The organism is Flavobacterium sp. Arc3, from assembly GCF_041431375.1.
Taxonomy (GTDB): Bacteria; Bacteroidota; Bacteroidia; order Flavobacteriales; family Flavobacteriaceae; genus Flavobacterium.
The window spans coordinates 1-13,400 of record NZ_JASMRI010000023.1 but is presented as its reverse complement, the minus strand read 5'-3'; the positions used below and the strand labels follow the sequence as shown (position 1 = coordinate 13,400).

The following is a 13,400-nucleotide window of genomic DNA, read 5'->3' as shown; positions in this document are numbered from 1 at the left end:
AATTGGTCGAAACTTAAATTTTAAATAATGAATGTTGTTTTATATTTTCATTATCAAAAAAAAACACTGCAATAACACAGTGTTTTTCTTAATTTATTGTAAACCGAACTATTTAATTCGGGTTAATCCTATGTTTTCGGGTGCATGTAATACCATCGGGAATTTCTCTATTTTGACAGAGCTACTATCAAGTCCAAAGGCACTTTCTTCTGATAAGCTTAGTTTTTTGATTAAGAAATAGGAATTCATTACAATTTTTTCGTCCCATCTCATGTCACTATCGTTTGAAAGGAATTTTTCGGATAGTACAAATTTAAAGTCACCAATGATATTATTTTTATTCAAAGATTCATATCTACTTGTAATATCGACTTCTCCTTTTTTAACCATATCCTTAATTACCTCCTTAAACATTAAGTTGATTTTAGTAGGCTCTCTAAATCCTAGATTAAAATCTACGCGGTACAAATCATCTTTAAGGATTTCAGTTACTTTATATTCTGTTTTATAAGGTTCGCTTAAAATGTTAACATGTACAAACCAGTATATATCGGCTCTTTTCGGTCTTTTTTGTAAAATAGAGTACATTACTTTTTCCTCAATTTCATCAACACGGTTAGCATTAGTCATGTAAACTAAGTGTGTCGCATATTTTGGAATTGATAAGTCGGCGCTAAGCTCCATTAAGACTTTTTGATAATCAGCAATCTTAACTATTTTAGTGTAGTTCTTACTTATTTTTTTGGCTAGATACCAAGTGGTCATTATTGAGATTAGCATTAAAGCAATAATCAATGTAACATAACCTCCGTCAGCAAATTTTGTAATATTAGCCGCTAGAAAACTGAATTCAATCAAAAGATAAACGGTTATCAAAGGAACAATAAAATATAACTTTACTCTTTTCATAATTAAATAAAAGTTAAGTAATATAGTGGTCATTATCATGCATAGAATTATGGCCAGACCGTAAGCATGTTCCATGTTGGCAGATTCCTCAAAATGCAAAACTATACCAACACACCCAAAAAACAACAACCAGTTTATAGATGGAATGTACAATTGCCCTTTAAGTTCTGTGGGGTATTTTATTTTTGCTTTTGGCCAGAAATTTAAGCGCATTGCTTCATTTATTAATGTAAATGAACCGCTAATAAGCGCCTGAGAGGCTATAACGGCAGCAAGTGTTGCGATTACAATACCTATAGGTTGAAACCAATCCGCCATAATCAGATAAAACGGATTACCATTTGGCCCTCCTAAGCTAGTCAAAGTTTCTCCTTCGTGATGGATTAAATAGGCGCCTTGCCCAAAATAATTTAACACTAGAGTAGTTTTTACAAAAATCCAACTGATTCGAATATTTTTTCTTCCACAGTGTCCCATGTCGGAGTACAATGCTTCGGCACCTGTCGTACATAGGAATACAAGACCTAAAACGAAAAAACCGTCGGGATGTATCGATAATAAATGATAGGCGTAATAGGGGTTAAATGCTTTAAAAACTTCAGGGTGCTTTGTGATTTGTATTAAACCAAGGACAGCAAGCATACTAAACCAGATAAGCATCATGGGCGCAAAAAACTTGCCGACTAATTTTGTCCCGAATTGTTGGATGCTAAATAGCACAAACAAAATGCCTATAACGATAGGTATTGTATTTATTTGAGGGTAATAGGTTTTAATTCCTTCCACCGCAGAGGAAACGGAAATAGGAGGGGTGATTATACCGTCTGCAAGCAATGCGCTACCACCAATAATGGCGGGCACGATTAACCACTTAATTTTTGTTTTTTTTACCAAGGCATACAAAGCAAAGATTCCACCTTCACCGTGGTTATCTGCGCTTAAAGTAATGATCACATATTTTATGGTAGTCTGTAAGGTAAGAGTCCAAAATACTGCTGAAATTCCTCCTAAAACAATATCGGCATCAATAATATTTTCGCCAAGAATGGCTTTCATTACATATAGTGGGGATGTTCCAATGTCACCATATATTATTCCCAATGTAATCAATAATCCGCCTAATGATAATTTGGAATGTAGGTTTTTATGCGATGCGCTCATGTAGTACTTTTAAAAAACGTGTCAAATTTACTCTTTTTAAATATAAAAGGCCTGTTTATTTAGAAAAAGACAAAAAAAAAACACGCTCAGTTGAGCGTGTTTAAAATCATATTATTTCACTGTTTTTAAGATCGTCTATTGTTTCCTCGGGAAGAACCTTCTCCTCTTGATTCGGTTCGCTGTGGAGCACTCTTTTGAGAATCTCCTCTTTGAGTTTGAGTTCTTTGTGGAGCACTTTCTCTAGAAGTGTTTGCTCTGTTTTGAGAATAGTCTCTTTGCGTTTCAGTTCTTTGTGGTGCACTTTCTCTAGATTGATTAACTCTGTTTTGAGTGTCGCTTCTTTGCGCATTAGTTCTTTCTGTAGCAGATTCTCTAGAAGAATTATTTCTGTTCTGAGAATTGTCTCTCTGCGTTTGAGTTCTTTGTGGGGCATTTTCTCTTGAAGTATTTGATCTGTTTTTCGTATTTTCTCTTTCTGGTCCAGTTCTTTGTGAGGTATTTTCTCTTGAAGTCGCACTTCTGTTTTGAGAATAATCTCTCTGATTTGTTGATCTTTCCGGAGTAGATTCTCTTGAAGTAGTACCTCTGTTTTGAGAATAGTCTCTTTGATTTGTATTTCTTCGAGATTCAGTCGCTCTTGGTGATTGATTTCTGTTTTGAGAATAACCTACTTCGCTTCTGGACGCTACATTTCGAGTATCTCTTCTTTGTTCTAATTCATGACGATTTGAAACGTTCGAGTTTCTTCTTGAGAAATTATTATTAGGATGCTGTCTTTCATACCCATTTGAGCGTCTTGAATTGTAAAGTACTACTGCTTGATTGCTTCGTCTGTTGTTGACGTAATTATAGTTATTGTTAATATTCAAGCTAACTTGGATGTTATTTCTATATCTGAATACTGGGAACGGGTTCCAAGCATAGTAATATGAGGGGTAGGAATTCCAATACCAGTTTGAAACATAAGGTCTATAATTATATGACCAGAAAGAAGCATAAATAACCGGTGTTCTGTAATATACAGGTTCGTAAATATAGTTTGGCCCATACATGTATTCATTACCTACAACTTGTAGATGAACGGTATTGTATCTATCTTTTTCTATTTCGATTGTTGCGACGTCTTGGTAAACATCACGATCAAGAACAGATTGTATTATAACAACATGGGTTCTATTATCGACGGTTTCTATAACCCGTAAATAATCTACTTCGTCATCGTTGTTTAAATCTAAATTTGATATTTGAAGTGATGGGTCATTTAGTTGTCTTTCAAATTCTTGAAGATCTCTTGAATCTCCAAAAATATCAGCAACGGCTCTCAAGTCTAAATTATCGCTAATTTCATTGTTCATTGTACTGATCCTATTTCTATCTTGTGCTTGCACTATAAAAACAGATGTGAGTAGGCTTAATAATAGTAGTTTAGTTTTCATAGTAAGTGTATTTATGTTTAACAATAGTAGAATATCCAATTACTGTGCCAATAAATTTTAAAAGCGTTTCGTATTACTACATTAAATCGTAAATTAGCTTTAAATAAAAGGATTGAAATGAGAAATGTTTTTTTGATTGTACTAGCTGTTACTTTTTTAACTTCGTGTAAAACTGCAGGATATAAAGATTTAAGTCCTGATAAGACCGTTTTTAAAACAGTAAGTATAGACACGCTTTTTCAAGATAATATCAGTATCAGAGCAATTAGCGTTGATGGGAATAAGATATGGTAGGGAGCGAATAATTCAAGATTTGGTTTTTATGATTTGGTTATCAACGAAAAAATAGAAAGCAAAATAACGAAGGATACTTTAAAATTAGAATTTAGAAGCATTGCTCAAACAACAAAAAACATATTTTTATTGAGTGTTGCTAATCCAGCTTTGCTTTATAAAGCTTCTAAGACGGGTTTAAAAACGACTTTAGTATATCAGGAAAATAATCCAAAGGTTTTTTACGACAGTATGAAATTTTGGAATAAAAATGAAGGAATTGCAATGGGGGATCCAATAGATAATGCTCTTTCGATTATCACTACAAGAGATGGAGGAAATACATGGAGTAAAATCCCTGCAGATCAATTGCCCCAAATTGCTGATGGTGAGGCTGCTTTTGCTGCCAGCAATACAAATATAGTTATAAAGGGAAATAAAACCTGGATTGTTTCTGGTGGTAAAAAAGCCAGAGTATTCTATTCAGGTAATAAGGGAAATAGTTGGAAAGTATATGATTCTCCAATCGTACAAGGAAAGGCTATGGCGGGAATTTTTACTGCCGATTTTTATGATGCCAATAGAGGATTTATAGCCGGAGGTGATTATGAAGCTCCGAATCAGAATTTTCAAAACAAAGCTAGAACTATCGATGGAGGTAAAACATGGGAACTCGTAGCAGAAAACCAAGGTTTTGGGTATGCCTCTTGTGTGCAATATATTCCGCATAGTAATGGAAAATCATTAGTTAGTGTGGGTGCATCAGGAATTTATTACTCCTATGATAGCGGGAATACATGGAAACAACTGGCTTCTGATCCGAGTTTGTTTACTATTCGATTTATAAACAATCATACCGCAATTGCTGCCGGTAAAAATAAAATGATTCGGATTCGTTTTCAAAAATAAAACCCTACTCTATGCGAGAAGACATGGAATAGGGGTATAGTTTTTTTTAATTGATAGAAATTATTTTCTTGAACTTCTATATTGGTGCAATAATTTTCTGTTGAAACCTTCTTCAGATTTTCTAAGTTTTATAATTTTTACTGCAGGGATAACTTCTTTAAGGCTCTTATTTAATTTTTTACGTAATAAAAATAATTCCTCATCAGCACTTTCCATTTCTGCAAGAAAGGCAATTGCCTCTTTTTCACTCATTTCATCTAAGGCACTATCATTCATTCGGGTTTTTAAGGCACTCATTTTTTGATATCTTATCTCAAACTGTTTATCATCATATGTATTGTAGATAGGCCAGAATTTTTGGGCTTCACGCGTTGTTAGGTCTAATTCAGTGGTTAAAAAAGCCGCTTTTAATGCTTTAATTTGATCTTTTTTATCTTTAATTCCGCCAGTTTGTGCATAGAAACTAAAGGAAGTCAATAGCAAAAGTATCGGGATGATTTTTTTGATGTTCATTTTTTCTAATTTTATATTATACTTTTTCACAAGATTTATTCTATTATAAGATGCTCTAAATTAGCGTTACTGACCAAGATGTCTTCAATAGTAGCATCTTCTAAAGCGACGTTTGTATGGATATTATCAATTTCATCAACCTCCAAATCGTTAATAAGATCATATTGATTTATATTGGATTGGTAACTTAGATAATTTTCTAAAGTAGCTGTGTCTATTTCATTGTTATTTACGTTTACAGTACTAGTGTAAAATACCGGTACAAGTAATGCTATAACTAAAACAGCGGCAACCATCATAAGAATCTTTTTATTTTTTTGAAAAAGAGAAATTACCTTTGTTTCTTTTTTTGGTAATTTATGCATTAGCTGTTCTGAAAAATTTTCAAAGTAATGCTCTGGAGTTTTATATCCAGACTCTATTTTCGGCTCGTTTTCTAATTTAAATGCTTTCATAACGTATATAGGACTTAATTTTAGACAAAAGGTTTAATTTGAGGTAACAAATGCTTCTATTTTTTTTACGGCATGATGGTAGGAAGCTTTCAATGCACCCACTGAAGTGCCTAATATCTCTGAGATTTCTTCATATTTTAACTCTTCAAAATATTTCATTTTAAAAACCAACTGCTGTTTTTCTGGAAGAGTAACAATTGCTTTTTGTAATTTGATTTGGATTTCATTTCCATCAAAATAGCTATCGGATTTAAGATTGTCGATAGTTTTATTTTGCAATGTTTCAGATGAGATTCCTCCTTTTTTAGCTTTTTGACTTAAAAAACTGAGGGCTTCGTTTGTGGCAATGCGGTACATCCAAGAAAACAATTTACTTTCTCCTTTAAAATTTTTTAAATTTTGAAAGACTTTAATAAAAGTATTTTGCAACACATCATCGGTGTCATCATGATTTAAAATGATGTTCCGAATGTGGTTGTACAATGGTTTTTGATAGGTTAACAAGAGTTTTTGAAACGCCTCATTCTGCGTTTTTGGGGCCAATAACTGTTGTATAAATTCCTCTTCTTCCTCCAAAGTTGTATTTTATATAGTTAGATAGGAATTTATGAAATAGGTTTAATCTTAAATTGAAAATAAATTAAAATTCAGAAGGTTCTTCCTCCGTCGCTTTTTGTGCAGGTAGTTTTTTTTGCTCAGCAGGTTTTGCTGCAGGCTTAATGATTTTTGCGGGAGCAATTGGACTTGCTGGTATAACTTCTGGTGAGACAGCGGTTGTTTTGACCGGAGTCTTAGGGTATGTTTTTACCGGTATAATTTTCGGTACTATTGGAATGTAAACTTCAGTAACCCATTTAGAAGGGTCTTTTACTTCGTTTTTACCAGTCGCATAGATCTCTATATGTGAAATTAGCGGATCTTGAGTCAGTTGGTTTTTATTAAGAAATGTCAGTGCCTTTTCATATCCGTCTTTGATATGTGAATAGTCTCCTGTTAAACTTGTTTTTACACCTTCAGAAGCTTCCAGTTTTCCAGAAACGATATCACTTCCTGCGCTAATGAATATTTCCTTATTTATAGGTACACAGATTGAAATTTTTGCTAATCCTTTTGCAGTATCGTAGGTATGATAGATTACAAATGGTTTTCCGTTGATAGGAATATCATTTTGCTCACAGAAAGCAACAATAGTAGGAATGACTATCTTAGTGTTCTTATTGATTTTAGATAGCTCGCTTGTAAAAGTTTGACCTAAGTAAAAGATTTGAGGTTTTTTTACTAGTCCGTTTACTTTTACCGAAAAGGTATTTATTTCATAATCAAGAGCTTTATCTAAATTTGCTAAACTTTTTTCATACATTGTTCCAATAACCTTGTCAACTCCACCATTTAAAGCAGTGTAGACTTTAAAAAGAAAACTCATCTCTCCAGTAGTTTTCCATGTAACCTTTGTGCCACCAACTGTATCTTTAAAGCTCCAAAAAACGGATGAAGTTGTTTCGTTCAAATTCATTTTTTGAGAGATGCTGTCATTTTCTTTAACAAATAGAGTACGCATTTCACCGTTTCCATCTTTCCCTTCCCAAGAATAGGATGCTCCTTTACCAACAGTTGTTGCGGGATATTGTATTTTTATTTCAGGATCTTCTGTTGTCCAAGAACCAAAGTCAGCCCAATTTCTGTAATCATTCACGTAGTTAAACACAGCTGATTTTGGTGAATTGATAACTTTGCTTCTTTCGATAGTAAAATTGCCTTTTTGAGTGGCAATAAAAATGGACAAAGCTACTATACTAAGTAATAGTAAAAGAAAAATATATTTTAAAATCCGCATAATAGATTAATTGTTTTCAGTTGTAAAGTTAGAATTTTTATTTATATGTAAGACGAATCATAAAAAAAAGATAAAAAAGCTGTTCTATTAGTGTAGAAGGACTTTTTCTCTGCAGTTATTTTATAATTGTAAAGGCATTATGATATCTAAATGATTCTTAGTGCAATAGTACTACTACTAGTATAAGAATTTATGGAAATAGTTCTTAAAATGTCCTATTTTCCTGTTTGGTAGTAGAAGCATTATAAGTACTGATTTTTATATTTTATTTAAAGAATATGTATATTTGAGGAATTATAATTTATTAAACTTCTAAAAATCAATAATAATGAAATTATTTAAAACCGCAGTTGTTTTTATAACTCTAGCAGTTTCTGTTGCTTGTACTTCACGAAAGGTGGAGACAGCGGCAGTAAAAACAGCACAGAATGAGACTTTTGATTATCTTGTGGAACAGTTTGCCGACATTAAAGTATTACGATATCAAATTCCTGGATGGGAGGATCTTACTTTAAAAGAGCAGAAACTAGTTTACTACCTTACACAGGCTGGAACTTCGGGGCGCGATATTATGTGGGATCAACATTATAAGAGCAATCTAAAGATTAGAACTGCATTAGAGCATATTTATCAAAATTACAAGGGTGATAAAACGACTGAAGACTGGGGAAATTTTGAGATTTATCTTAAAAGAGTTTGGTTTTCAAATGGAATTCATCACCATTATTCAAGTGATAAAATCAAACCTGATTTTTCAAAAGATTATTTTGAGGTTGTGATGAAAGCCACTAAAACTGAATTAGAGCCTGCTGTCGTTGCAGTTATTTTTAATGATGTAGATTCTAAAAGAGTTAATCTCGATGAATCGAAAGGACTATTGGAAGGTTCAGCAATTAATTTTTATGAAAAAGGAATTTCGTTAAAAGAAGCGGAAGATTTTTATGCTAAAAAAGTGAATCCAGATCCTACTAAACCGTATTCTTATGGGCTAAACTCTAAATTAGTTCGTAACTCAAAAGGGCAATTAGAAGAAAAAGTTTGGAAGTCTGACGGTATGTATGGTAATGCAATCAAAAAGATTATTTTTTGGTTGGAAAAAGCAAAAAGTGTTGCTGAAAATAAAAACCAAGGTGATGCTTTAGGGTTATTGATCAAGTACTACCAAACAGGAAGTTTAAAAACTTGGGACGACTACAATATTGCATGGTTGTCTGCTAAAGAAGGGAACATTGACTATATCAATGGATTCATTGAAGTATATAACGATCCATTAGGATATAGAGGTTCATATGAGGGGATTGTCCAAATTAAGGATTTTGATATGTCCAAAAAAATGGAAAAGGTTTCTAAAAACGCACAATGGTTTGAAGATAATTCTCCGTTAATGGAACAACATAAGAAGAAAAATGTAGTAGGTGTTTCTTATAAAACAGTAATTGTTGCTGGAGAATCTGGAGACGCGTCGCCAAGCACACCAATTGGAGTGAATCTTCCGAATGCTGACTGGATTCGTGCGGAGCATGGTTCTAAATCAGTTTCTTTAGGTAATATCATCGATGCTTATTCTAAAGCTGCCGGAAAAGGAAAGTTAGAAGAATTTGCTAATGATGAAGAAGAAATAGCTTTAGCCAAAAAATATGGAGAAATAGGGGATAAGTTGCATACTGCTTTACATGAAGTGGTAGGACATGCTTCAGGCCAAATTAATCCTGGTGTAGGAACACCTAGAGAAACATTGAAAAGTTATGCTTCAACTTTGGAAGAGGGTAGAGCTGATTTAGTGGGATTGTTTTATTTGTATAATCCTAAGATTCAAGAATTAGGTTTAGTTGACGATTGGAAAAAAACTGGAATGGAATCTTATGACAGTTACATTAGAAATGGATTGATGACCCAGTTAGTCCGTTTAGACCTAGGAGCTGATATCGAAGAGGCTCATATGAGAAATCGCCAATGGGTTAGTGCTTGGGCATTCGAAAAAGGCAAGAAAGACAATGTGATTGAAAAGATTAGCCGCGATGGAAAAACGTATTTCAATATCACTAATTATGAGAAGTTACATGATTTGTTCGGACAATTGTTGCGTGAAGTACAACGTATAAAATCTGAAGGAGATTACAATGCTGGTAAGGCTTTAGTAGAAAATTACGGTGTAAAAGTGGATCAAAAGATTCATGCAGAAGTATTAGAACGTAATAAAAAATTCCCTTCGGCTCCTTACAGCGGTTTTGTTAACCCAGTTTTGGTTCCTAATTTAGATTCAAAAGGAAATATTATTTCTATTGATGTAAAACAACCAAAAACGTTTGCAGAACAAATGTTGAATTATTCTAAAGACTTTAGCTTTTTACCGCTTGTGAACTAGTAAATTAGAATTGAAAGAATATAAAAATGCCCGCTGAGAAGCGGGCATTTTTTGTTTGAGAAAGTGATTAACGTTTGAAATAAACTTTTATCACAAATAGAATCCCGATAAAAACGAGGAAGCCTATTAATATTTTGTAATTTCCTTTGTAAAATTCTTTGTGAATTTTTATATCTTTTCGATAAGCAAAAATCATTGCAATAACAAAAGCAACAAAAAAGCAGACTGCAAATATCAATTGTCCTTGGCTAAACATAGTGTAGATTATTTTCGGCAAATTTAATCAATTGTTTAGGATTAGTTGCTAATTTGCGGTTTGATTTAATCAAATAAAATTATGCAAAAGCAAATCGACTCAGTCAAAGAATTTCATACCGCATTTAAAATTGGGCATAGTGAAACTCCAATCGCTAGTTTAGGAGGGAGTAAGAACACGCTAAGGTATCATTTGATGAAAGAAGAAAACGAAGAATATCTTGAGGCTGTTCAAAATAATGATTTAGTAGAAATAGCTGATGCCCTAGGCGATATGATGTATATCCTTTGTGGAACTATAATTGAACATGGACTGCAACATAAAATAGAAGCTGTTTTTGATGAAATTCAACGTAGTAATATGAGTAAGTTAGATGAGTTAGGAAATCCTATATACCGTGAGGACGGTAAGGTAATGAAAGGTCCTAATTACTTCAAACCCGATTTTTCTAAAATATTGGGCGAGTAAGAAGCGTGAATTTACCCTTTTGCTGTAAGTGGATTTTACGTATTATAGAAAGACTGTTTCAATACACTTAAAATAAGAATATAAAAAAGCGATTTCCAAATTTGGAAATCGCTTTTTTGTTTAAGGTAGTAACCGCTAAAAGCGGGGACTAAAAAATCTATACTTTTACAGTCCAACCAAATGTATCTTCGGCTAGTTTGTGTTGTATGTTTGTTAATTTATCTTTTAGTTGTATTGCATATGAATTTTCGATTTTTGGCAATTCATAATAAACATCTTGGTAAGAGAATCCTATAATCGGATTAACCACCGCTGCAGTACCTGCACCAAATATTTCTTTTAAAGTACCATTTTTAGATGCTTCAACAAGTTCTGAAACTAGAACAGGACGAACTTCAACAGTAATACCATCTTTTTTAGCCATGTCAATAAGACTCTTTCTAGTAATACCATCAAGGATTCTCTCACTTGTAGGAGCAGTAAATAAAGTATCATTTATTCTGAAAAACACATTCATTGTACCTGCTTCTTCCAGTTTTGTGTGTGTTGCATCATCAGTCCAAATTACCTGCTGAAAACCAGCTGCATTTGCTAAGCTAGTTGGGTAAAATTGAGCAGCATAGTTACCTGCGGCTTTTGCAGCTCCAATTCCACCATTTGCGGCTCTACTGAAATGCTCTGCGATTAATACTTTTACTTCTCCAGAATAGTACGATTTTGCAGGAGATAAAATAACCATAAACTTATAATCATTAGATGGGTTTGCAATAACTCCCTCTCCAGTCGCTATCATAAATGGTCTAATATACAATGAGTTTCCTTTTCCTTTTTTTATCCAAGCTTGATCTAACTTTAGTAATTCGTTTAAACCATCCATAAAAACATCCTCAGGTACTTCTGGCATAGCCATTCTTACCGCCGAATTATTAAATCGTTTGTAGTTTTCATCAGGTCTAAAAAGCCAAACGTCATCACTTTCATCTTTATACGCTTTCATTCCTTCAAAAATAGCTTGACCATAATGAAAAACTCTAGTAGAAGGGTCTAGTAAAAATGGAGCATAAGGCTTAATGACTGGTTTTTGCCATTCGCCATTTATATAGTCACATTCAAGTAAATGATCGGTGAATACCGATCCAAAGCTTAGGTTATCAAAATCTACTTCATTAATTTTTGTAGTAGCTGCTTTTATGATGTCAATTTTGTCAGTGTGAGTTGTGCTCATAATATTATTTTATTGTTATTTTAATATTGGATACAATGTATGTAATTGCTTAGAATATAGTTTTTATGCGAATTAAACTTTAATTCAAGCAAAATTAAATAAAAATCAATGAAATTCTTATGAAAATGTCATTAATTATAGCTTTTAATTGTGATTTATTTACATTTATCAAAATCAACGAAAAAGCTTAAATTTTCTGTAGAATTTACAATAAATCGGGTTTTTTAGGCGAACTATAACAGATTTTATTAAATTTGACCAAGTACAAAAAACACAAAATTAATAATGCCTTCATAAATAGTATTTTGAAAAGAGAAATTATACAGACGCTTGATGGTTCTACTACCATACAAATTAAGGAATGGGATGAATGCTATCATTCCAAACATGGTGCAATACAGGAAGCGCAACATGTTTTTATAAAAAATGGACTATCATTATTTCAAAATAAACAAATTTCGATTTTAGAAATAGGTTTTGGCACCGGACTGAATGCATTTATTACTTTTTTGCAAGGAAAAAAAATGAATCAATCAATTGATTATGTAGGAGTAGAAGCTTATCCCATATCAGCAGAGGAATTAGTTTCTATGAATTATGTCGAAGAATTGAATGCAGATGATGATAAAAGTGTTTTTGAACAAATGCACCAATGCAATTGGCAAGAGAAAGAGATTTTTGGGGAAAAATTTTCACTCACCAAGAGGAAACAGCTATTTGAAGAAATTGATGATTTGAATCGATTTGATTTGATTTATTTTGATGCTTTTGGTTATCGAGTGCAACCAGAATTATGGAGTACTGCCATATTCAAAAAAATGTTTGATGCCCTTAAAGACAATGGGGTATTAGTCACTTATGCGGCAAGAGGTGTAGTGAAAAGATCTATGATTGAAGTAGGTTTTACGGTAGAGAAACTAGCAGGTCCTCCAGGTAAAAGAGAGATGTTCCGTGCAAGTAAGATAGTTTAACTTTATACTGAATTGAAATTTTATTTTGATTATAGTTAGAGGATGTTGAAATAATATTCATAATTACACGTTAAATTTACAAACTATCAATTTAAAAAATGTATTTTTACAATAAGATAAAAACCTTAATTTAACCATAAATTCTTAATTTATTATGTCTAAAATTATGTTTGATTACACAAAATCAATATTAGAAAGAGTGAGTTTCGATCCGATACTTTTTTGCAAAGAATTAGAAAAAGCTATCAAAGCATTGTTGCCCTATGAGATGGAACAATTACGAGAATGGTTATTTAATTTTATAATCGAAAAACCAGAATTACAGCAATGTGTATTAAGAGTAAACCTATAATAAAAAAAAAGAACCTATTAAGGTTCTTTTTTTTTATTATAGAACGTAAATAAGGTATTACAATGACGGTTGTCTTAGAGGTTATTTAGGATCAAGTCGAAAACCTGTGGAGCGATAAAAATTAGGCATAAATATTAGTTAGTCTAAAAAGAAAGAATTCCACATTTCGAACACCTCTAAACTGAGATCTAAATGATTTTATTTTAGCATTGAAAGATTCAGCTGAAGCGTTTGTGCTCCTATTGTCAAAATAGTTTAATATGGTTTGATAAT

Annotated in this window: 15 protein-coding genes; 6 read left to right on the top strand and 9 right to left on the bottom strand. The window is 32.6% G+C overall.

The features are described from left to right. Positions 1-108 precede the first annotated feature (108 nt). Positions 109-2,070 carry a KUP/HAK/KT family potassium transporter gene (locus QO200_RS15245; protein ID WP_371541629.1) on the bottom strand — a complete coding sequence of 654 codons (1,962 nt, stop codon included), beginning with the start codon at positions 2,068-2,070 and terminating at the stop codon, positions 109-111. A 125-nt stretch (positions 2,071-2,195) separates the two neighbouring features. Beyond that, the gene (locus QO200_RS15240; RefSeq protein ID WP_371541626.1) at positions 2,196-3,506 is read right to left on the bottom strand and encodes a hypothetical protein; all 1,311 of its coding nucleotides are present in this window, start codon (positions 3,504-3,506) and stop codon (positions 2,196-2,198) included. A gap of 117 nt (positions 3,507-3,623) precedes the next feature. On the opposite strand from QO200_RS15240, the gene QO200_RS15235 reads away from it, so the two are divergent. After that, entirely contained in the window at positions 3,624-3,800 is a 177-nt protein-coding gene (locus QO200_RS15235) for a hypothetical protein (RefSeq protein ID WP_371541624.1), read from the top strand. A gap of 33 nt (positions 3,801-3,833) precedes the next feature. After that, positions 3,834-4,688 carry an oxidoreductase gene (locus QO200_RS15230; protein ID WP_371541621.1) on the top strand — a complete coding sequence of 285 codons (855 nt, stop codon included), beginning with the start codon at positions 3,834-3,836 and terminating at the stop codon, positions 4,686-4,688. A gap of 60 nt (positions 4,689-4,748) precedes the next feature. Here QO200_RS15230 and QO200_RS15225 read toward each other — a convergent pair whose 3' ends face one another. The 4 genes from QO200_RS15225 to QO200_RS15210 all read right to left on the bottom strand — a co-directional run bounded on the left by QO200_RS15225 (position 4,749) and on the right by QO200_RS15210 (position 7,490). Next, entirely contained in the window at positions 4,749-5,201 is a 453-nt protein-coding gene (locus tag QO200_RS15225) for a sensor of ECF-type sigma factor (protein WP_371541618.1), read from the bottom strand. 35 nt (positions 5,202-5,236) lie between these two features. Beyond that, the gene (locus QO200_RS15220) at positions 5,237-5,656 is read right to left on the bottom strand and encodes a hypothetical protein (RefSeq protein WP_371541615.1); all 420 of its coding nucleotides are present in this window, start codon (positions 5,654-5,656) and stop codon (positions 5,237-5,239) included. A gap of 33 nt (positions 5,657-5,689) precedes the next feature. Then, positions 5,690-6,232: an RNA polymerase sigma factor gene (locus QO200_RS15215; RefSeq protein WP_371541613.1), complete on the bottom strand. Its 543-nt coding sequence runs from the start codon at positions 6,230-6,232 to the stop codon at positions 5,690-5,692. Between the two features lie 64 nt (positions 6,233-6,296). Next, entirely contained in the window at positions 6,297-7,490 is a 1,194-nt protein-coding gene (locus tag QO200_RS15210) for an SRPBCC family protein (RefSeq protein WP_371541609.1), read from the bottom strand. A gap of 328 nt (positions 7,491-7,818) precedes the next feature. Here QO200_RS15210 and QO200_RS15205 point away from each other — a divergent pair, with 328 nt between their 5' ends. Continuing rightward, on the top strand, positions 7,819-9,855 hold the full coding sequence (locus QO200_RS15205) for a dihydrofolate reductase (RefSeq protein WP_371541606.1): 2,037 nt from the start codon (positions 7,819-7,821) through the stop codon (positions 9,853-9,855). 67 nt (positions 9,856-9,922) lie between these two features. Here QO200_RS15205 and QO200_RS15200 read toward each other — a convergent pair whose 3' ends face one another. Further along, positions 9,923-10,111, bottom strand: a complete 189-nt coding sequence (locus QO200_RS15200; RefSeq protein WP_339921057.1) for a hypothetical protein — start codon at positions 10,109-10,111, stop codon at positions 9,923-9,925. A gap of 81 nt (positions 10,112-10,192) precedes the next feature. Here QO200_RS15200 and QO200_RS15195 point away from each other — a divergent pair, with 81 nt between their 5' ends. Beyond that, the gene (locus QO200_RS15195) at positions 10,193-10,579 is read left to right on the top strand and encodes a hypothetical protein (protein ID WP_371541604.1); all 387 of its coding nucleotides are present in this window, start codon (positions 10,193-10,195) and stop codon (positions 10,577-10,579) included. A gap of 157 nt (positions 10,580-10,736) precedes the next feature. Here QO200_RS15195 and QO200_RS15190 read toward each other — a convergent pair whose 3' ends face one another. Further along, positions 10,737-11,804 carry a branched-chain amino acid aminotransferase gene (locus QO200_RS15190; protein ID WP_371541601.1) on the bottom strand — a complete coding sequence of 356 codons (1,068 nt, stop codon included), beginning with the start codon at positions 11,802-11,804 and terminating at the stop codon, positions 10,737-10,739. Positions 11,805-12,109: 305 nt separating this feature from the next. On the opposite strand from QO200_RS15190, the gene mnmD reads away from it, so the two are divergent. Then, complete coding sequence (mnmD, locus tag QO200_RS15185) at positions 12,110-12,775, top strand: tRNA (5-methylaminomethyl-2-thiouridine)(34)-methyltransferase MnmD (protein ID WP_371541599.1); 666 nt, start codon at positions 12,110-12,112, stop codon at positions 12,773-12,775. A gap of 154 nt (positions 12,776-12,929) precedes the next feature. Continuing rightward, entirely contained in the window at positions 12,930-13,127 is a 198-nt protein-coding gene (locus tag QO200_RS15180) for a hypothetical protein (RefSeq protein ID WP_371541596.1), read from the top strand. A gap of 121 nt (positions 13,128-13,248) precedes the next feature. On the opposite strand, the gene QO200_RS15175 is transcribed toward QO200_RS15180, so the two are convergent. After that, positions 13,249-13,389, bottom strand: a complete 141-nt coding sequence (locus QO200_RS15175) for a transposase (RefSeq protein WP_371541759.1) — start codon at positions 13,387-13,389, stop codon at positions 13,249-13,251. Positions 13,390-13,400: the final 11 nt, after the last annotated feature.

What these genes read in the sequence shown, in the direction of transcription:
- QO200_RS15245 (WP_371541629.1), bottom strand. Translation starts at nt 2,070, where the DNA reads ATGAGCGCATCGCATAAAAACCTACATTCCAAATTATCATTAGGCGGA.
- QO200_RS15240 (WP_371541626.1), bottom strand. Translation starts at nt 3,506, where the DNA reads ATGAAAACTAAACTACTATTATTAAGCCTACTCACATCTGTTTTTATA.
- QO200_RS15235 (WP_371541624.1), top strand. Translation starts at nt 3,624, where the DNA reads ATGAGAAATGTTTTTTTGATTGTACTAGCTGTTACTTTTTTAACTTCG.
- QO200_RS15225 (WP_371541618.1), bottom strand. Translation starts at nt 5,201, where the DNA reads ATGAACATCAAAAAAATCATCCCGATACTTTTGCTATTGACTTCCTTT.
- QO200_RS15220 (WP_371541615.1), bottom strand. Translation starts at nt 5,656, where the DNA reads ATGAAAGCATTTAAATTAGAAAACGAGCCGAAAATAGAGTCTGGATAT.
- QO200_RS15210 (WP_371541609.1), bottom strand. Translation starts at nt 7,490, where the DNA reads ATGCGGATTTTAAAATATATTTTTCTTTTACTATTACTTAGTATAGTA.
- QO200_RS15205 (WP_371541606.1), top strand. Translation starts at nt 7,819, where the DNA reads ATGAAATTATTTAAAACCGCAGTTGTTTTTATAACTCTAGCAGTTTCT.
- QO200_RS15200 (WP_339921057.1), bottom strand. Translation starts at nt 10,111, where the DNA reads ATGTTTAGCCAAGGACAATTGATATTTGCAGTCTGCTTTTTTGTTGCT.
- QO200_RS15195 (WP_371541604.1), top strand. Translation starts at nt 10,193, where the DNA reads ATGCAAAAGCAAATCGACTCAGTCAAAGAATTTCATACCGCATTTAAA.
- QO200_RS15190 (WP_371541601.1), bottom strand. Translation starts at nt 11,804, where the DNA reads ATGAGCACAACTCACACTGACAAAATTGACATCATAAAAGCAGCTACT.
- QO200_RS15180 (WP_371541596.1), top strand. Translation starts at nt 12,930, where the DNA reads ATGTCTAAAATTATGTTTGATTACACAAAATCAATATTAGAAAGAGTG.